14 protein-coding genes are annotated in these 18,958 nt (G+C 63.8%); 2 read left to right on the top strand and 12 right to left on the bottom strand.

The features are described 5' to 3' along the window. Positions 1-51: 51 nt before the first annotated feature. Genes EK369_RS09685 through EK369_RS09675 form a run of 3 tightly spaced genes read right to left on the bottom strand, consistent with a single transcriptional unit; the run spans position 52 to position 3,517 of the window. A complete protein-coding gene (locus tag EK369_RS09685; protein WP_127113938.1) occupies positions 52-504 on the bottom strand; it encodes a MarR family winged helix-turn-helix transcriptional regulator in 453 nt (150 codons plus the stop codon). Continuing rightward, positions 501-1,235, bottom strand: coding sequence for an SDR family NAD(P)-dependent oxidoreductase (locus EK369_RS09680; RefSeq protein WP_127113937.1), 735 nt, complete (start codon positions 1,233-1,235; stop codon positions 501-503). Before EK369_RS09680 ends, EK369_RS09685 begins: the two co-directional genes overlap by 4 nt. Continuing rightward, positions 1,232-3,517 carry a bifunctional salicylyl-CoA 5-hydroxylase/oxidoreductase gene (locus EK369_RS09675; RefSeq protein ID WP_127113935.1) on the bottom strand — a complete coding sequence of 762 codons (2,286 nt, stop codon included), beginning with the start codon at positions 3,515-3,517 and terminating at the stop codon, positions 1,232-1,234. The genes EK369_RS09680 and EK369_RS09675 overlap by 4 nt, the downstream gene beginning before the upstream one ends. 174 nt (positions 3,518-3,691) lie before the next feature. On the opposite strand from EK369_RS09675, the gene EK369_RS09670 reads away from it, so the two are divergent. Beyond that, positions 3,692-4,867 (top strand): acyl-CoA dehydrogenase family protein, encoded by a 1,176-nt coding sequence (locus EK369_RS09670; protein ID WP_127113933.1) that lies wholly within the window; start codon positions 3,692-3,694, stop codon positions 4,865-4,867. 2 nt (positions 4,868-4,869) lie between these two features. Here EK369_RS09670 and EK369_RS09665 read toward each other — a convergent pair whose 3' ends face one another. The 8 genes from EK369_RS09665 to EK369_RS09630 all read right to left on the bottom strand — a co-directional run bounded on the left by EK369_RS09665 (position 4,870) and on the right by EK369_RS09630 (position 16,412). After that, entirely contained in the window at positions 4,870-5,352 is a 483-nt protein-coding gene (locus tag EK369_RS09665) for an RNA pyrophosphohydrolase (protein WP_127114074.1), read from the bottom strand. Between the two features lie 187 nt (positions 5,353-5,539). Further along, positions 5,540-6,871, bottom strand: a complete 1,332-nt coding sequence (locus EK369_RS09660; protein ID WP_127113931.1) for a S41 family peptidase — start codon at positions 6,869-6,871, stop codon at positions 5,540-5,542. Between the two features lie 3 nt (positions 6,872-6,874). Beyond that, a complete protein-coding gene (locus EK369_RS09655) occupies positions 6,875-8,014 on the bottom strand; it encodes a murein hydrolase activator EnvC family protein (RefSeq protein ID WP_127113929.1) in 1,140 nt (379 codons plus the stop codon). After that, entirely contained in the window at positions 8,011-9,531 is a 1,521-nt protein-coding gene (gpmI, locus tag EK369_RS09650) for a 2,3-bisphosphoglycerate-independent phosphoglycerate mutase (RefSeq protein ID WP_127113927.1), read from the bottom strand. The genes EK369_RS09655 and gpmI overlap by 4 nt, the downstream gene beginning before the upstream one ends. 221 nt (positions 9,532-9,752) lie before the next feature. Then, positions 9,753-11,795: a hypothetical protein gene (locus tag EK369_RS09645; protein ID WP_127113925.1), complete on the bottom strand. Its 2,043-nt coding sequence runs from the start codon at positions 11,793-11,795 to the stop codon at positions 9,753-9,755. Then, positions 11,792-14,539: a DUF4159 domain-containing protein gene (locus tag EK369_RS09640; protein WP_127113923.1), complete on the bottom strand. Its 2,748-nt coding sequence runs from the start codon at positions 14,537-14,539 to the stop codon at positions 11,792-11,794. Before EK369_RS09640 ends, EK369_RS09645 begins: the two co-directional genes overlap by 4 nt. Further along, complete coding sequence (locus tag EK369_RS09635; protein ID WP_127113921.1) at positions 14,536-15,408, bottom strand: DUF58 domain-containing protein; 873 nt, start codon at positions 15,406-15,408, stop codon at positions 14,536-14,538. The genes EK369_RS09640 and EK369_RS09635 overlap by 4 nt, the downstream gene beginning before the upstream one ends. After that, on the bottom strand, positions 15,405-16,412 hold the full coding sequence (locus EK369_RS09630) for an AAA family ATPase (RefSeq protein ID WP_127113919.1): 1,008 nt from the start codon (positions 16,410-16,412) through the stop codon (positions 15,405-15,407). The genes EK369_RS09635 and EK369_RS09630 overlap by 4 nt, the downstream gene beginning before the upstream one ends. Positions 16,413-16,479: 67 nt before the next feature. Between EK369_RS09630 and EK369_RS09625 the strand changes: the two genes are divergently transcribed. After that, positions 16,480-17,070 carry a DUF1285 domain-containing protein gene (locus EK369_RS09625; RefSeq protein WP_127113917.1) on the top strand — a complete coding sequence of 197 codons (591 nt, stop codon included), beginning with the start codon at positions 16,480-16,482 and terminating at the stop codon, positions 17,068-17,070. Here EK369_RS09625 and EK369_RS09620 read toward each other — a convergent pair. Beyond that, positions 17,067-18,803, bottom strand: coding sequence for a SulP family inorganic anion transporter (locus EK369_RS09620; protein ID WP_127113915.1), 1,737 nt, complete (start codon positions 18,801-18,803; stop codon positions 17,067-17,069). The genes EK369_RS09625 and EK369_RS09620 overlap by 4 nt on opposite strands. Positions 18,804-18,958: the final 155 nt, after the last annotated feature.

Here is an 18,958-nt window from a genome sequence, read left to right as displayed (position 1 = left end):
GTAGGTCTTTGTCCTGTATCGATTGCGCCCGGTGAGCGTGCCTGACCGGGGTCAGGCGGACGTGTCGTGATCGTCTCCTTCGATCTTCCAGATGATGTCGCGCAGGGCGTCGAGATCGTTTTCGTCGAGACCTGCAAAGAGCATGTCGATCTCGGTGGCGTGGGCCTCGGCCTGAGTGTCGAATTCGGTGCGGCCAGCGTCGGTCAGGGTGACCAGCACGGCGCGGCGGTCTGTTTCGGATTGCACGCGTTTGGCCAAGCCGTCCTTTTCCAGACGGTCCACCACGGCGGTGGCGTTGCCGTTCGAGACCAGAAGCGCGCGGCTGAGGTCGCTCATCTTCATGGGCCCTTGGTGACGGTGCAGCGCGGCCATCACGTCAAAGCGCGGCAGGGTGGTGTCGTGGTTCACCCGCAGGAACTCGCGCAGGTGGTTTTCGGTGCCGCGTGTCAGGCGCAAGAGGCGCAGCCAGATGCGCAGGCGGCGGCGTGTGAGATCGTCGCTCATACTTCACCTCCGGCGATGGGGATGGCCTGACCGTTGATGCCTTGGGAGCCCGGCGCGCAGAGCCAGAGCGCGGCGGCGGTGACCTCGGCTGGTTGGATCAGGCGTTTTTGCGGGTTGGTTGCGGCGAGGGCCGCGATGGCGTCGTCGCGGGACTTGCCGGTTTTTTCCATGATGTTGGTCACAGAGCGGTCGGTCATCTCGGTGTCAAGGAAGCCGGGGCAGAGGGCGTTCACGGTGACGTCGCTGCGCGCCACTTCCAGCGCGAGCGATTTTACCATGCCGACCACGCCGTGTTTGGCCGCCGCATAAGGCGCGACATAGGCATACCCCTTCAGCGCTGCGGTCGAGGCCACGGCGATCAGGCGGCCCCATGCGGGCATCTGGTTGAGGCCTTCGCGCAGGGTCAGAAACGTGCCGGTCAGGTTGACCGCCATCATCGCGTTCCAATCGGCGAGCGTCGTGCGTTTAAGCGGCGCGCTGGAGGAGGCGCCCGCATTGGCGATCACGATGTCGAAGGGGCCGGTGGCGAACATGTTCTGCACGCTCGCCTCATCCGTGATGTCGGCCACGACCCAGGAACACCCGGCCTGATCGGCAACCCGCAACAGCGGCTCTTCGCGGCGGCCCGCGATGGTGACATGGGCGCCCGCGGCGGCAAAGGTGCGGGCCATATCGGCCCCCAATCCCGACCCGCCGCCGGTGATCAACACGCTTTTGCCGCTTAGGCTCATACCCGGATAACTTCCTGTGCTTTTTCGGCCAAACGCCGTGCCTGATCCCGGCCTGCATCATACGGCAGGGGCCAGGTGGCCTGCATGTCGCCCAATTCGACCGCAGCATGCAAGGTCCAGTAAGGATCGGCAAGATGCGGACGGCCAATTGCCACGAGATCGGCGCGACCGGCCATCAGGATCGAATTGACGTGGTCGGTTTCATAGATGTTGCCAACCGCCATCGTCGCAATGCCAGTCTCGTTCTTGATCTGGTCCGAAAAGGGCGTCTGGAACATGCGGCCATAGACCGGATCGGCGTCGATTGACGTCTGCCCGGCGGACACGTCGATGATGTCGGCGCCTGCGTCGCTGAACGCCTTGGCGATCTCGACCGCCTCTTCCGGCGTCACACCGTCGTCGCCCACCCAGTCGTTGGCTGAGATACGGACCGACATGGGCTTTTCCGCAGGCCAGACAGCGCGCATGGCGTTGAAGACCTCGAGCGGGTAGCGCAGGCGGTTTTCGAGGCTTCCGCCGTAGTCGTCGTCACGCGTGTTGGACTTGGGCGAGATGAAGGACGAGATCAGGTAGCCGTGGGCGGCGTGCAGTTCGATCATGTCGAACCCGGCGCGGTTGGCCATTTGAGCTGAGGCCACGAATTGCGCGGTCACCTCGTCCATATCCGCACGCGTCATGGGGCGCGGGGTGGCGTTGTTTGGCGACCACGGGATGTCGCTGGCCGAGATCAGATCCCAGTTGCCGTCTTTTAGGGGGGCGTCCATGACCTCCCACCCCAGTTGTGTGGACCCCTTGCGGCCCGAATGGCCGATCTGGCAGCAAAGCTTGGCTTGGGTTTCGGCATGCACAAAATCGGTCAGACGTTTCCAGCCCGCCTCATGCTCTGGTGCATAAAGACCGGGACACCCGAGGGTGATACGGCCCGTGGGCGACACACAGGCCATCTCGGTATAGACCAGGGCTGCCCCGCCTTTGGCGCGCTCGGCGTAGTGGGTGAAATGCCAGTCGCCGGGGATGCCGTCGATGGATTTATACTGCGCCATGGGCGAGACCACGACGCGGTTGGCAAGCGTCATATCGCGCAGCTTGTAAGGGGCAAACATCGGGGCGCGGCCCGGTTCGCCACCGGCCTGGGCCTGAAACCAATCCTCGGCGCTGCCCAGCCAGTCAGGGTCGCGCAGACGCAGGTTTTCATGGCTGATCCGTTGCGAGCGGGTCAGCAGGGAATAGTTGAACTGAACCGGGTCCATGTCGAGATAGCGTTCCACGCGCTCGAACCACTCAAGGCTATTTCGCGCGGCGGATTGCAGGCGCAGCACCTCAAGGCGGCGCTCTTCCTGATAGCGTTCAAAGGCCTGCGTCGTCGTGGGTTCGGAATGCAGGAATTCGGCGAGCGCAATGGCGCTGTCAAAGGCCAGTCGCGAGCCGGAGCCGATGGAAAAGTGCCCGGTCGCCGCGGCGTCGCCCATCAGCACGACGTTCTCGTGGTGCCATGTCTCGCAGATCACGCGCGGGAAGTTCATCCACACGGCAGAGCCCCGCAGGTGCGCGGCGTTCGAGATCAGCTCGTGCCCATCAAGGTATTTCTCGAACACCTTGCGACAGGTCTCGACCGTTTCCTCTTTGGACATGTCCTCGAACCCCCAGTTGTCCCAGGTGTCCTGCTGGCATTCCACGATGAAGGTCGCCGTCTGATCGTCAAACTGGTAGACATGCGCCCACATCCAGCCGTGCTCGGTTTTTTCAAAGATAAAGGTAAAGGCGTCATCGAATTTCTGATGCGTGCCAAGCCAGATGAACTTGCATTCGCGCACGTCGATGTCGGGGCGAAATTTGTCTTCGTATTCCGCGCGCACAGCCGAGTTGATGCCGTCACACCCCACGACGATGTCGTAATCCTTGCGGTATTCCTCGGCGGTTTTGAACTCGGTCTCGAAGCGCAGGTCGACGCCCAGCTCGCGGGCCCGCTGCTGCAGCAGGATCAGCATCGCCTTGCGACCGATCCCGGCAAAGCCATGCCCGCCCGAGACAGTGCGCGTTCCGTTGTGCTCAACCGCGATGTCGTCCCAATAGGCAAAGTTCGAGCGGATCGCCTCGGTGCTTTGCGGATCGTTTTCCTGCATCTGCTCCAGCGCGTCATCCGACAGCACAACACCCCAGCCAAAGGTATCATTGGCGCGGTTGCGTTCGAGCACAACAACCTCGTGCCCCGGATCGCGCAGCTTCATGGAGATGGCAAAATAGAGGCCCGCCGGGCCGCCCCCTAGACAGATGACCTTCACTGTAATTCCTCCACATTTCGGGTCGTACGCGCAGTTTCTCCGGGCGTAGGTTAGGAGGATATCTCATTTGCTTCAAGTTTAAAATTTCAAGCTTGAAGCAAATGGGTAAATTTGTTGACCGGGTTCCGCGCTTTGGCCACGCTCATGCCCAGGGAGATTGAGGAGAGCAAACACATGGACCATTCCTTGGGGTTCGATGCCACCACGGCCAGCGATTTTTTCTTTGCAGAAGAGCACCACATGCTGCGCGCGCAGGTGCGGCGTTTCGTGGAGGAAAAAATCAAACCATACGCCGACGTATGGGAACAGGAAGGCGCAACGCCGCGCGATTTGCTGCGCAGCATGGGAGACCTGGGATTGTTTGGCATCCGCTACCCGGAGGCCTTGGGCGGTGCAGAGATGGACGTCCGCGCCACCGTGGTTCTGGCCGAAGAGCTGGGGCGCAGCACCTATGCCGGGGTGGCGATCACGGCGCTGGTGCATACGGACATGGCCTCGGTCCATATCTGGAACGCCGGCAACGCGGCACAGAAACAGCGCTACATGCCGGGGGTGATTTCGGGCGAGATCATTACGGCGGTGGGCATCACGGAACCGGGCGCCGGATCGGATGTTAAGGGCATCAGGACACGGGCGCAGCGGGTCACTGGTGGGTGGCGTCTGAATGGCGCCAAGACCTTTATAACAAACGGAGTTCTGGCGGACGTCACCTGCGTTGCGGCAAAAACGGACACCTCGGGTCCGGCCAGTCAGGGGGTGACGATGTTCATTCTGGACAAGGGTATGCCGGGCTTTACCGTGACGCGCCAACTGGACAAACATGGCTGGCGCAGCTCGGACACGGCAGAGCTGTCCTTTGTCGATGTCTTCGTACCAGAGGAAAACGTGCTGGGGGCCGAGGGGCGCGGTTTTTACGAGATCATGAAGAATTTTCAGAACGAACGCATCGTGCTCGCCGCCATGGCCATGGGCGAAGCGCAGGCTGCGATTGAACATACGGTAGCGTATGTCAAAGACCGCCAGGCCTTTGGCGCGCCGCTCTGGGACAAGCAGGTGATCCGCCAAAGACTGGCCGAGCTGGCAACCCGGGTCGAGGCGGCGCGGCAGATGACCTATGCCACCGCGGCCCGCATGGCCCGTGGCGAAGACCTGGTGCGCGAGGTCTCCATGCTCAAGGCGCTCTGCGGCGAATTGGTGAACAAGGTCATGTATGACTGTGTGCAGTTCCACGGCGGCACCGGTTTCATGACCGGCACCACGATCGAACGCATGGCGCGGGATGCGCGGGTGCAGGCCATCGGCGGCGGCGCCACCGAGGTCATGCTGGAAGAGGTGGCAAAACGGATGTAAGCCTAAAGATGCGCGTCAAACGCCGCGATCACATTGCGGTAAACCTCGCGTTTGAACGGCACGATCCTGGCGACCAGCTGATCCACCGGCAACCAGCGCCATTCCGAAAACTCGGCATGCTCGGTCTGGATGTTCACATCTGAATCCGCACCATGAAAGCGCAACAGATACCATTTCTGTTCCTGCCCACGGTAACGCCCCTTCCAGATGCGCGGCACCAGATCATGTGGCAGATCATAGGGCAACCAGCCCTCGGTCTCGGCCTCGATGCTCACCAGATCCGCGACCACACCGGTCTCTTCCCACAACTCGCGCAGGGCGGCATCACGCGGATCCTCGCCCTTGTCGACCCCGCCCTGCGGCATCTGCCAGGCGTCGGTGGGATTGTCGATGCGCTGCCCGACAAAGACATGGCCGTCGCCATTGACCAGCATCACACCGACACAAGGACGATAGGGCAGTTTGGCGATCTCTTCTGGCGTCATCTCAACATCCTCTTGTGGAACGCTCAATTCCTACCTGCCAGCCGCGATGGGTGCAAACCCCAAACCTGCTTCGTGTTGCCACAAATACTCTGGGGTGAATTGGCCCTTCAGGGCCAAGAGGGGCAAGGCCCCTGAAAAACAAAAGGGCGCCCCCGGGGACGCCCTTTCACATCTCGCGAGGTCCGGATTACTCTGTCGGACCCAGTGCTGACAAACCTTTCAGGATATCAATGGCATAGGCCAGCTGATAATCCTCTTCCCGCAGCTGGGCGGCGGCTTCGGCCTTGGCGCGATCCTCTTCGATCTGGCGGATCTCGTCCTCGCTCAGGCTGTCATTGTTGAGGCTGCCGCGCAGGTCGGCCTCGGTGCGCAGCTTGCGACCTTCTACCTCTTCCTCGTCATCGGGTTTGCGGCGGGGCTGTTCCACCACGATGTCCGGGCTGACGCCCAGCGCCTGGATCGAGCGACCCGAGGGCGTGTAGTAGCGCGCCGTGGTCAGGCGCATGGCGGCACTGCCGCGCAGCGGCATCACGGTCTGAACCGACCCTTTGCCAAAGCTCTTGGTACCGACCACGATGGCGCGGCGGTGATCCTGAAGCGCACCGGCGACAATCTCGGAGGCCGAGGCCGAGCCGCCGTTGATCAGCACCACGATGGGCTTGCCCGCAGCAAGATCGCCCGGAGTGGCATTGAAACGGTCGCCGTCCTCGGGGTTGCGGCCCCGGGTCGAGACGATCTCGCCCTTTTCAAGGAACGAGTCCGACACCTGGATCGCCTGGTTCAGCAAACCACCGGGGTTGTTGCGCAGGTCCAGCACGATGCCGTTGACATTGTCCATGCCACCAAGCTCTTCAACCTGTTTCTTGAAACCGGCTTCGAGGTTGGGGGTGGTCTGATCGTTAAAGGTGGTGACGCGCAGAATGACCGTGTCGCCCTGGGTGCGCGAGCGCACGGCGGTCAGCTTGATCGTGTCACGGATGATCGAGATATCAAACGGCTCTTCTTCGCCTTCGCGCACAACGGTGATGACAATCTCGGACCCCACCGGGCCGCGCATCATCTCGACCGCCTGATCCAGCGTCAGGCCCAGCACGCTTTCGCCATCGACATGGGTGATGAAATCCCCGGCCTCGATCCCCGCGGTGTCCGCCGGGGTTCCATCAATCGGCGAGACCACTTTGACAAAGCCGTCTTCCTGGGTGACTTCGATGCCAAGACCACCAAATTCGCCCCGCGTATGCACGCGCATGTCTTCGGCGTCGTCAGGCGAGAGGTAGCTGGAGTGCGGATCCAACGAGGTCAGCATGCCGTTGATGGCGGCCTCGATCAGGTCCCCTTCGTCGACTTCCTCGACATATTGCGCGCGGATGCGTTCGAATATGTCACCAAACAGGTCGAGCTGTTCGTAGACGTTGGATGTGCGCGCGGATTCCTGCGCCAGCAGGGGCCCGGCGACCTGTGTCGCCACCAGCACACCCGCCAAGGTACCGCCCAGCGCGGCCGCCACAAATTTCTTCATCAACTATCCATCCTTGTCTGTGCGGAACCAGATTTCCGGGTCGACCGCATCTTTGCCTTGTCTGACCTCTATATAGAGCGTTTCTGAGCGGGTGTTTCCAGTGTCATCACCGCTTGTTGAAAGAATTGAGCCAATTTCCGGGTCTTCTCCGCCCATAAGACCTATGGGAGAGCCTTCGGGGATGACCTGACCGGCCTCACCATAGACCACTTCGAGGCCCGCGAGCACAAACATCAGCCCCGCTTGGGGTTCGAGGATCATGACATTGCCATAGTCGAGCAAGGGGCCACGGTAGCGAATCGTTGCCGCCGTGGGGGAAGTCACCAGCGCATTGGGCCGGGTGGCCAGCACGAGACCGGGGCGGCGGATGCCCGCGGCGTCGGCTTCACCGGCGCTGCGCAGCACCTGTGCTTCGACCGGCAGGGACAGCTCTCCCATGCGATAGGTGATGTCCGATTGGGTGGCGGGCGCCGCGAAACTGTCGGTCTGAATATCGCTGAGGCCGCTGGCAAATCCGGCCAGTGTTTCGGTCGAGGCAATCAGCAGCGCGGTTTTCACCGCGTCATCGGCAAAGCGCAGCGGCAGGTCGGTGCGATCCGAGATGGCCTGGGCCAGCTCGGTGCGGGCGGTCTGCACCCCTGTGAGACCGTCTTGCAATTGCTCCGCCGCGCTTTGTTGCAGATCGCGCAGGATGGCGACCTCTTCCAGATCGTGACGCAGGCGCGCGGCGCGCTGTTCCAGCGCGGGCGTCACATCGGCCAGGATCATGCCCGAGCGCGCGGTGCCGGTCGGCCCCGACGGGTGCAGGAGCATCACCGGCGCAGGCCCCTGCCCCATGCTTTGCAACACGCCCAGAAGCCTCGCGATTTCGTCTTCCTGCACTTTCAGTTCGCGGCCGATCTGGGCTTCGCGAATGGCGGCTCGGCGCAGGCCTTCGCGCAGGGCGGCCAGCCCGGCCTCGAACCCCTGCACGGTCTCGGTCAGCGCCGCCACGCGGTCGCGGGCGCTGTCGGCGTCCTGCAGGGCAAGCGAGGCCTGTTCCAGCTGCTGCACAGCGGCTATCGCGTCGTCAGCCGGACTGGTTTCGGCGCGGGCGATCCCCGCGACACAAGCCACCAGCGTCAGAAGCGCAAACCATTTCATCGTGTTATCAGGCTTTCTCCGGTCATTTCAGCCGGTTGTTCCAGCCCCATCAGATCCAGCAACGACGGCGCAAGGTCAGCCAGACGACCGGCGCGCATCGTGGCGCCTTTGGGGCCGTTCACCAGGATAACCGGCACCAGGTTGGTGGTATGGGCCGTGTGCGGCCCGCCGGTCACAGGGTCAACCATCACTTCGCAATTGCCGTGATCTGCGGTCACAATCATCGCGCCGCCCGCATTGGTCAAGGCCTCGGACACCGCCGCCAGCCCCTGATCCACCGCTTCGCAGGCGCGCATGGCGGCGTTCAGGTCCCCGGTGTGGCCGACCATATCGGGGTTGGCGTAATTGGTGACGATGAGGTCATAGCCCGCCTCGATCGCTCCGACAAACTGCTCGGTGACTTCTGCGGCGGACATTTCCGGTTGCAGGTCATAGGTCGCGACCTTGGGCGAGGCGGCCATGTAACGGTCCTCACCTTGCTCGGGCTGTTCTTTGCCACCGTTCAGGAAAAACGTCACGTGGGGGTATTTCTCGGTCTCGGCCAGGTGGAACTGGCGCAGGCCCTGTTTGGCGACCCATTCGCCCAGCGTGTTGACGATCTCTTGCTTGGGGTAGCAGGTGGTCATGTAGCTGTTGTGGTCCTCGGAATAGTCGACCATGCCCAGGAGCGCGGCCCATGCCGGGCGCGGGCCGGTGTCAAAGGCGTCAAAGCCGGGCTTGCCGATGGCGGCCAGGATTTCGCGGGCCCGGTCGGCGCGGAAGTTGAGACAGAAAAACCCGTCATCCTCCCCGGCCCCCGTGTAGTCGCCCAGTACGGTCGGCGTGATGAACTCGTCACTTTCCGAGCGGTTATAGGCGTTGGACACGGCGGCGTGGGCATCGTCTGAGTGGGTGCCTTCGCCCTTGATCCAGGCGTTATAGGCCTCGGACACGCGTTCCCAGCGGTTGTCGCGGTCCATGGCAAAATAGCGGCCCGACAGCGTGGCGATGCGGGCGTTTTCCGGCAGGCGTTCGGACAGGGTTTCGAGATAGGTAAAGGCGGATTTCGGGGCCACGTCGCGGCCATCTGTGATGGCGTGCAGCGCCACGGGCACGCCCGCGTCGGTCACCGCCTTGGCCGCGGCGAGGATATGCTCGATGTGACCGTGTACGCCGCCGTCCGAGATCATGCCCATCAGGTGTGCGGTGCCGCCGGTCTCTTTCAGCTTCGCGGTGAAGGCGTTGAGGGCTGCGTTATCAAAAAAGGACCCGTCTTCGATGGCGAGGTCGATCTGGCCAAGGTCCATGGCCACCACGCGACCCGCGCCGATATTGGTGTGGCCCACTTCCGAGTTGCCCATCTGCCCGGACGGCAAGCCGACATCGGGTCCGTGGGTGATCAGCGTGGCATTGGGGCAGGTCGCCATCATCGCGTCAAAGGCCGGGGTGTTGGCAAGGGCGGGTGCATTGGCCTCGGTCCTGTCGCTGATGCCCCATCCATCGAGAATACAGAGGACAACGGGTTTCGGCGTGGTCATGGCAGGTGGCTCCAATTGCGGTTTAAGCGCGTTCTAACGCGCTGCGTGTCAGGGGTGAACCGGTTTTCTGGGTTCTGGAGCGAATTGCCGCTTGGCGAGACTGGCGAACCACCGCCCCGGACCGCAGTATTGCCCCCGGGGGACCAGCCCCCCGGACCGCACTGGTAGCCGGGGGGCCAGCCCCCCGGACCCCCCGGGATATTTTTGGCCAAAAGAAGGGGTTAACGGCGTCCTTCCCTGAGCCATCCGCCGAGAATAAGCGCGGCGGTCATGATCAGTACCAGCCAGGGTGGCAGAATTGGGGTGCGGGCGACATCGCGGACCTCAAAGGCACCACGCGGCGTCAGGCCGAGCCAGCCGTTGCCTGCGGCGGGTCGGCCCTCGCGCACCGAGCGGATCGCGGGCAGGCCCTGTTCCAGGGCAAAGCTGCCGCCGCGTTGGGCGTCGAGCGCCGGGGCCAGCACGGTGTCGGTGGCGATGGTTTGCTCGAACTCTTTCGGCGCCGCGGGGCCGAGACCGATCACCGCCTCATGGTCCCCATTGGTGAGCCGGTAGAGGCCGATGGTCGGGCCGGCATAGCGTGCCTCGAAGTGGCCCGGGCGGACCTCGTCCATGGGCAGGGTGACGGTGCCGCCGGACGGCGTGGTGATGGTGAGTTCGCCTACTTCTTCGGCCAGTGAGCGGCGGATCACGCGCATGGTCTGGCCGTTGGCCTCGGCCCAGAGCGCCTCTTCTTCCAGTTCCGGCTCGCCCATCATCCAATGGGCCAGACGGCGCAGCAGTTCCAGTTGCGGACCGCCGCCTTCGTAGCCGCGCGCCCAGAGCCAGGCCTGATCCGAGGAGATCAGCGCCACGCGACCCTCTTCCACGCGGTCCAGTACCAGCAGGGGCAGACCTGCGTGGCCGCTCATCACCACGTCGCCCTCTTCGGTTTCCACTTCGATCTGGCGCAGCCAGCGGCCCCAGGTCTCTTGCTGTGGCAGGTTGGCGGTGACCGGGTGGCGCTGGCCCAGCTCGGTGACTTCGGGGGTATAGGCGCGGTCGATCACGCGGGCCGTGGGTGCGGCGGGCAGGATCTCGGACAGGGGCGAGCGGTAGATGCTGTCGGCGCTGGCGAAATCGGGACCGGCGTTGACCAGCACGGCACCGCCGCCGCGCACATACTGCGCGACATTGTCGAGATAGAGCGAGGGCAGGATGCCGCGCCGTTGGTAGCGGTCAAAGATGATGAGGTCGAAATCCTCGATCTTCTCCATGAACAATTCACGGGTGGGAAAGGCGATCAGCGAGAGTTCGCTGACCGGCACGCCGTCCTGTTTTTCGGGCGGGCGCAGGATGGTGAAATGCACGAGATCAACGGAGGCGTCGGATTTCAGCAGGTTGCGCCATGTGCGGCCTCCGGGATGCGGCTCGCCACTGACCAGAAGCACGCGCAATCGGTCGCGTACGCCGTTGATCTGCACCAGCGCCGCATTGTTGCGGTCGGTGAGCTCATCAGCAGCCGCGGGCACGGTGAACTGGATCACGTTGCGCCCGCCATGTGGCAGGGTCACCGGCATTTCGATGTCCTGCCCGATGGGCACCATGAAGGATTGCGGGGCGTCTCCGTCGATCGAGATGTCGATGGGGGCGCGGCCACCGTTGGCGGGCACGGCGCCGCTGTCCTCGATGCGCAGGGTCAGGGTCACGGGTTCGCCAAGGATGGCAAAGGCCGGGGCACCGGTGATGATCAGGCGACGGTCCCAATCGGCAGCGCGGCCCGTGTGCAAGAGGTGCATCGGTGCGGGCAAAGGTGGCAGACGCTCCATGTCGTGCACCCGGCCATCGCTGAGGGCGAGGATGCCCGCGATGCGGCCACGGGGTTCCTGGGCGAGCGCCTCGGAAAGGGCGCGCATCATCTCGGTGCCCGCATTGCCCGCGCCATCGGGCACGTCGATGCGGCGCACTTCGGTGTTCTGACGGCCCGCAAGGCGGGATTGCAGGGCCTCGGCGGCGGCTTCGGTCAGGTCCGGGCGGTCGCCAAGTTCCTGACTGGCGCTCTGGTCGACAAGCATCAGCACGATGTCGGTCAAAGGCGCGCGGTTTTCCCGTTGCAGGACAGGACCGGAGAGCGCCGCCAGCACCACGGCCATGGCGAGAAAGCGCAGGGACCACCCGGCAAGGCCCCGCCACCAGGCATAGGCCACGGCAACAAGGGTCAGCCCGCCGAGCACGGCGATCACCCAGAGGGGCAGAAGCGGATCAAACAGCACCAGTCCGGTCATTGGCCCAGCCTGTCGAGCAGCGCGGGCACATGCACCTGATCGGATTTGTAGTTGCCGGTCAGCACATGCATCACGAGGTTGACGCCAAAGCGGTAAGCCAGTTCGCGCTGGCGTTCCCCGGCGCGACCGCGTCCGACGGGCACCATCGCGTTGCCGCGCCGGTCCATGGCCCACGCGGCGGCCCAGTCATTGCCGCCGATGATGATCGGCGTGACGCCATCGTTGAGGTTGCGAAAGGGCATGCCTTCGATCCGCACGGCATCGGCGGGGGCGGCCTCGACCCAGACATCGCGGCTGGCGTAGCGACCGGGAAAGTCCTGAAGCAGGTAAAAGGTGCGGGTCAGCACGTGGTCATCGGGCACCACTTCGAGGCCGGGGATATCCAGAGGGGCGGCAAGACGTTGCAGTTTGCGGCCATTGGGGCTGGCAGTGCCATAGCGGGCGACATCGGCGTCGCGGGTGTCAAACAGGATCATGCCGCCAGACCGCAGGTAGGTGTTGAGCTTGGAATAGGCCTCGGACGAGGGCGTGGGCTGGTTCGGGATGATCGGCCAGTAGAGCAGCGGATAGAACGCCAGCTCGTCAGTTTCGAGGTTCACGGCGGCGGGTTCGCTGGGCTCAACCGAGGTGCGGAAGTAAAGCGTTTCGGACAGGCCCAAAAGGCCCGCATGCGCCAGGTCGTCCACCGCTGTGTCGCCGGTGATGACATGGCCCAGCACCACCTCGCGGGTGTCGAGGATGGCGCGGTCTTCCTGGGCGTCAGCGGCGTGCGGCAGGGTCAGGCCCAGCGCCAGAACCGCGGCCACGCGCGCACCCCAGAGACGACCCGAAACAAAGAGCGACGCCAGAACATCCACCGCCAGGAGTACCAGCGCAGCGGCGAGGAACCAGCCGGAGAGGTCCTTGATCGGGGTGATGCTGAGACCTTCGACCGAGGTGCCGAGCGGCCAGTTGGCCGGGGTCAGCACGTCGTCGGCGCCCAGCACGTTACGCGCCAGCAGGCGGGCCTCGTCGCGGTAGAGACCGGGGCGCAGATCGGGGCCAAGTGGCGCTGTCGCAAGCGCCTCGCCCGGCACCCCGGGCAGGGTCTGCCCGTCCGTGAGGCGGCCGAAGCCATCCAGCACACGCACCGGCTGCCATGTGGTGCCGGTCATGCGGGTTTCATCCTGCGCGTCGGTGGCGCTGAGGATGGCGAGGCGATCCAGCATGGACATGAACAGACCCGAAAGCGGCAGGCCGGACCATTCGGCATTGGCGGTGACGTGGAACAGCACAACCTGCCCCTGCCCCAACTCTTTGCGGGTCACCAGTGGGGTGCCGTCGCTGAGTTCGGCCACAACACGGTCAGCCAATGTCGGATCGGGTTGCGCCACGACCTGCGCGCTGACACGGACTTCGTCCGGCACCGACAGGCCAAAGAACGGGCTGGTTTCGGCAAAGGGGGCAAGGGTCTTGGGCTCTCCCCAGCTCATCGCGCCGCCGACGCTGCGGCCCCCGGCGCGCAGGCGCACGGGCATCAGCGGGTCCTCTTCACCGCGCGACAGTCCCGAGGCCGCAAGGCGCGGACCGGCAAAACGCACCAGCAGGCCACCAGCCTCGGCCCAGTCGATCAGCGCGGCCTCTTCGCCCGGAGCCAGAACAGCAACATCAGCGAGGATCACAACATCGGGGTTGGCGGGCAGGACATCCGAGAGCGCGCCTTCGAGCACCTCGGCATTGGGCACCAGGGCCTGACGCAGGTAGTGCAGAGGCGACAAAAGCTGCAGGCCCTCGCGGTCTTCACGGCCTGCGATCAGGGCGATCTCACGCCGTTGCAGGCTGTCGTCCGAGAGGGACACGGCCCCGGCGGTGCCTGCGCCTGCGATCTCGAACCGAGAGATACGGGCGCGCAGTTCGGCGGGCAGGGCAACCTCGGTGCTGGCTTCGGTGGCATCGGCGTCAAAGCTGAGCGGCATGGTCGCCAGCACACGGGCCGCGCCGGATGGGTCGAGGCCATGGGCGTGGATTTCGATGTCGCGAGAAAGCCCCGCCAAGGGGCGTTGAGCGCGCAGGATCAGCACGCCGTTTTCGTAACTGGGCGGCATCATGGCGCGCGTGCCCGCGACGTCCTGCACCACACGCAAGGTGCCGCGATTCTGCAAGGTGCGGGCCAGTGTCTCGCGCCCGTCGAGCGCGAGGCCGTCCGACAGCCAGACGGTATCAACGGCTATGTCCCCAAGGGCATCCTGCAGAGAGGTCAGCGTGTCCGGGGTGGGCTGCCATGGCTGCGGCAGAACGCCGGGCAAGCGGGATTTCCACGTGGCGGCCGGTTGGAACAGAACCTCACCCGGGTCGCTCAGGTTGACCACGGCGGCGGTCTGCCCGGCGCGATCTGCCTCGTCCAGCAGGCCTTCGACCATGGCCATCTGACGCGGCCATGTACCGGCCGAGGCCCAGCTGCCATCCAGCAGCACAAGCAGGCGGTCACTTTGGCCTTGGGGTTTTTCCGTCGGATTCAGGATCGGACCCGCCAGCCCGACGATCACTGCCGCCACGGCCAGCGCCCGCAGCAGCAGCAGCCACCACGGGGTGCGGTCGGTGACGGTATCTTCGTCCTGCAACCCCAAGAGCAGGGCCACACCGGGAAAGCGGCGGCGGATCGGCGCGGGCGGGATGGCGCGCAGGATGATCCAGAGGATCGGCAGCGCCACAAGGGCTGCGAGCACCCAAGGGGCTGCGAAACCTATGGGAAGCCCAAGGATCATTGCCGCCGCTCCATCGCCCGATAGAGCCACAACAGGGCCGCCTGCGCCGATTGCGCCGTATCATGGCTGCTGAATTGCCAACCGGTGGTGCGGCACAGGAGTTGCAGCCGTTCGCGGCGTTCCGCGAGCCGGTCCAGGTAACGGTCGCGCAGGTCCGAGGCCTTGCGGGTTTCGTGGCTGAGGCTGCCGCCCATGCTTTCAAAAATGGCGCGGCCGTGGAAAGGAAAGGTCTCTTCTGCCGGGTCGAGCACCTGATACACCACGCCGCGTACGTCGCGGTCCGCGGCTTTGAACAGGGCCGCTTCGACCTCGGCAAAATCACCAAGGAAATCGGAGATGAACAGCGCGCGGGCATGGGGCAGCATGGCGCGGGCCTCGGGCGCGCCATAGTCGGCGGCCTCATCACTCAACAGCATCTCGGTCAGGCGCAGGATCTGCGCTTCACCGCGACGGGGTGGCAGGCTGGTGCCTGAAAGGCCGACGCGTTCCCCGGCGCGGATCAGGAGGATCGACAGCGCCAGAGCCAGTACGCGAGCGCGGTCAGCCTTGGTTCCGGTTTCGTCATCCGAAGTGAAGGACATCGAGGCCGACTGATCGACCCAGAGCATCACCGATTGCGCCACCTGCCATTCGCGCTGGCGCACGAATTGCGCGTCAGACTTGGCCGAGCGCCGCCAGTCGATCATGCGCAGGGAATCCCCCGGCTGAACCGGGCGGTATTGCCAGAAATCATCCCCCAGCCCGGCACGACGGCGGCCATGCTCGCCCAGCAAAACGGTGCCGGCCAGATGCTCGGCCCGCGCCAAGAGGGGCGGCAGGCGCGCAGCCTCGGTCTCGGCCCGCGTGCGCAGCTGGGGGTACGTGATCACGCGGCGGCTCCGATCCCATCAAAGCTCTTGATGGTGTCGGAAATGAGGTCCGCAAGGGTTTCGCCACGGGCACGGGCGGCAAAGGTCAGCGCCATGCGGTGACTGAGCACCGGTCCGGCCATGTCGATCACGTCCTGCGCGTTGGGGGCAAGACGCCCCTGCAACAACGCCTGTGCGCGCACGGTCATCATCAGCGCCTGCGCGGCGCGCGGGCCGGGACCCCAGGCCACGCTGTCGCGCACGGGTTGGGGTGCGGTGGGATCATCGGGGCGGAAGGCGCGGACAAGATCAAGGATCAACTCCATCACGCTTTCCACCACGGGCATCCGCCGCAAAAGGGTCTGGGCGGCGATCAGTTCGTCGGCGGTAAAGACCGCATGGGCCTGTTCCTCTTCCACGCCGGTGGTCGCCAGCAGAATGTCACGCTCGGTCTCGCGGGTCGGATAGGGCACGTCGATCTGCACCAGGAAACGGTCCAGCTGGGCCTCAGGCAAGGGATAGGTGCCCTCTTGTTCGATCGGGTTTTGCGTCGCCAGCACGTGAAACGGCACATCCAGCGGTCGGTCAGCGCCTGCAACTGTCACCTGCCGTTCCTGCATCGCCTGCAACAGCGCCGATTGGGTCCGAGGACTGGCGCGGTTGATTTCATCCGCCATCAACAGTTGGCAAAAGATCGGGCCCTTTATGAACTTGAACGCGCGGCTGCCGTCGCTGCCGGTCTCAAGCACTTCGGAACCAAGAATATCGGCAGGCATCAGATCGGGCGTGAACTGCACCCGGTTGCCATTCAGGCCCATCACCGTCGAGAGTGTCTCAACCAGCCGTGTTTTGCCCAGACCCGGCAGGCCGATCAGCAAGCCATGGCCACCGCACAACAGGGCCGACAGGGTCAGGTCCACGACCCTCTCTTGCCCGATAAACCGTTTTGTTATCGCCGCTTTTGCCTGACCCAGCTTTACGCCCAGCGCTTCGATGTCTTGCACCAGATCATCGGTTTCGGTCATGACAACCCTCCTGTTTCGGCTATATCTGTCTATGACCTTAACGCGCCCGACAGGAATGGCAAAAGTAATGAGCGGACAAATTCCCGTGAAAGCATCGAAAGACGGACTCGTGGCCTCGGCCAAAGCAGCGCAACAGGGCAAAGGGTTGCCGCCCGTACACCTGTGGAACGCGCCATTTACCGGCGAGATGGACATGCGGATCGCGCGGGATGGCACGTGGTTTCACGAAGGCGCGCCGATCCATCGCGAGGCGCTGGTGCGGTTGTTTTCAACCATCCTGCGCAAGGACGGGGATACCTATGTGCTTGTCACGCCAGTCGAAAAGGTGCGGATCGAGGTCGAGGACGCGCCGTTTGTGGCGGTGGATTTTGACGTGTCCGGAGAGGGAGGTTCGCAGGTTCTGAGCTTTACCACCAATGTGGGGGACACAGCCGTGGCCAGTGCCGAAAACCCGATTCGGGTGGCGCGGGATGCGGCCAGCGACGAACCGGCGCCCTATGTGATGGTGCGCGCCGGGCTGGAGGCCCGGATTGATCGCAAGAGTTTCTACCGGATGGTAGAGTTGGGCGAGCATCAAGACGTCGACGGCCAGAGCTGGTTTGGCGTGATGTCGGGGGGCTGCTTTTTCCCGATGATCCCCTCGGGTGAGCTGGACTAGGCCGCCTCCTCTTTGGGCGTCAGGGCCACCATGGCGTCATATTGCGCCAGATAGACCTGCCCGGTCAGATGCTCGATGAAATGGCTGCGCAACAGGCGGTCCATCACCGGGCCTTTGACCTCGGAGAGGTGCAACCTGATGCCCATATCCCCCAGTAGCCGGTTCAGTTCCTCCAGGGATTCCAAGGCACTGAGGTCGATCTCATTCACCGCTGAACACATCAGTACGATGTTCTTGATCGGCTGCTCACAGGCAACCCGGTTCAAGAGATAGTTTTCAAGAAAGCGGGAGTTGGCAAAGTACAGGCTCTCGTCGATGCGCAGAGTGACAAGGCTGGGATGCGTTTCCACATCGTGCCGCAGGATGTTGCGGAAGTGCTGTGTGCCGGGCACAAGCCCAACCTCGGCCACGTGGGGGCGCGAGGTTTTGTAGAGGAAGAGGGCAAGCGACAACAGGACCCCTGCGGACACACCGGTCTCGACCCCGAAACCCAGCGTCAGGACGATGGTGGCGGCGACGGCAGCGAAGTCAACGCGGGAATATTTCCATGTTTTCCCTAGAATCGAAAAGTCGACGAGGCTCAGGACAGCCACGATGATGGTGGCGGCGAGCGTGGCCTTGGGCAGGAAGAACAAGAGCGGCGTCAGCAGCAGCGCGGCCAGCGCGATGCCAACAGCGGTAAAGGCCCCGGCGGCGGGTGTCTCGGCGCCCGCGTCAAAGTTCACGACCGAGCGCGCAAAGCCCCCGGTGACCGGGTAACCTCCTGAAACTGCAGCGGCAATATTGGAGGTGCCAAGGCCGACAAGCTCCTGATCCGGGTCGATGCGCTGGCGTTTCTTGGCGGCGAGCGTTGTGGCGACGGAAACCGATTCAACAAACCCAATGACCGAGATCAGCACCGCCGAGACAAAGAGAGATGACCAGATATCCGCGGAAAAACTGGGCAGTGACAAGGGTGGCAGGCCGGTGGGCACGGTGCCGACGATCTTTACGCCGTGGCTTTCGAGATTGAAGATCCAGACCGCCAGGGTGGTTACGGCCACGGCTCCAACCGGCCCGGCCTTGGCCAGAATATCGGCAAGGCGGGGCGGCATGCCGGTGTTCAGCAGCACGGGCTTCAGCCCCTTGCGGACCCAGAACAGAAAGCCCAGCGCGGTGAGGCCGATCAGAAGCGTAAAGATGTTGGTCTCTGGCAGATGGGCCATCAGCGAGGTGATCAGATCGACAAGGTTGTGGCCATGGGCATCAACCCCGAGGATGTGTTTCAGCTGTGACGTGGCGATCAGGATCCCCGAGGCCGTGATAAACCCGGCAATCACCGGGTGCGACAGGAAATTGGCAAGGAAACCAAGGCGAAAGAGTCCCATGACCGTCAGGATCAGCCCCGAGATAAACGCCAGCGTTATCGCGGCCGCTGCGTATTCGGCGGTGCCCTGTAGCGCGAGGTTGCCGACGGCGGCGGCGGTCATCAAGGACACCACGGCAACCGGCCCCACCGCCAAAGCGCGCGAGGTGCCAAAGATCGCATAGGCCACCAGCGGCAGGATCGAGGCATAGAGCCCCATCTCGGCCGGAAGACCTGCCAAAAGCGCATAGGCCAGCGATTGCGGGATCAGCATGATGGTGACGATCACAGCCGCCACGAGGTCCGACGTCAGCGTGTCGCGCGAATAGGTTTTTGCCCAGGTGAGGATCGGCAAATGGCGTTCAAGCCGCGCGCGTGTTTGGTTCATATCTGGCATTGCGGTCCCGTCCGGTCGCTGTTTCAGGACTGCATATATATTCCAAATACTGAATAAGTGAAGAGGAGAAATGAACACAGCGTGCGCTGATCTGCGGGAAATACGGGAAATTTGGGGTTAAAGCACTGATATTGCGCAAAAACCGC

This window comes from Shimia sediminis (assembly GCF_003990645.1).
Classification (GTDB): Bacteria; Pseudomonadota; Alphaproteobacteria; order Rhodobacterales; family Rhodobacteraceae; genus Shimia; species Shimia sediminis.
This window is presented reverse-complemented; position numbering and strand designations above follow the sequence as displayed.

Coding starts and splice junctions, on each gene's coding strand:
- EK369_RS09685 (WP_127113938.1), bottom strand. CDS start 504: ATGAGCGACGATCTCACACGCCGCCGCCTGCGCATCTGGCTGCGCCTC.
- EK369_RS09680 (WP_127113937.1), bottom strand. CDS start 1,235: ATGAGCCTAAGCGGCAAAAGCGTGTTGATCACCGGCGGCGGGTCGGGA.
- EK369_RS09670 (WP_127113933.1), top strand. CDS start 3,692: ATGGACCATTCCTTGGGGTTCGATGCCACCACGGCCAGCGATTTTTTC.
- EK369_RS09665 (WP_127114074.1), bottom strand. CDS start 5,352: ATGACGCCAGAAGAGATCGCCAAACTGCCCTATCGTCCTTGTGTCGGT.
- EK369_RS09660 (WP_127113931.1), bottom strand. CDS start 6,871: ATGAAGAAATTTGTGGCGGCCGCGCTGGGCGGTACCTTGGCGGGTGTG.
- EK369_RS09655 (WP_127113929.1), bottom strand. CDS start 8,014: ATGAAATGGTTTGCGCTTCTGACGCTGGTGGCTTGTGTCGCGGGGATC.
- gpmI (WP_127113927.1), bottom strand. CDS start 9,531: ATGACCACGCCGAAACCCGTTGTCCTCTGTATTCTCGATGGATGGGGC.
- EK369_RS09645 (WP_127113925.1), bottom strand. CDS start 11,795: ATGACCGGACTGGTGCTGTTTGATCCGCTTCTGCCCCTCTGGGTGATC.
- EK369_RS09640 (WP_127113923.1), bottom strand. CDS start 14,539: ATGATCCTTGGGCTTCCCATAGGTTTCGCAGCCCCTTGGGTGCTCGCA.
- EK369_RS09630 (WP_127113919.1), bottom strand. CDS start 16,412: ATGACCGAAACCGATGATCTGGTGCAAGACATCGAAGCGCTGGGCGTA.
- EK369_RS09625 (WP_127113917.1), top strand. CDS start 16,480: ATGAGCGGACAAATTCCCGTGAAAGCATCGAAAGACGGACTCGTGGCC.
- EK369_RS09620 (WP_127113915.1), bottom strand. CDS start 18,803: ATGAACCAAACACGCGCGCGGCTTGAACGCCATTTGCCGATCCTCACC.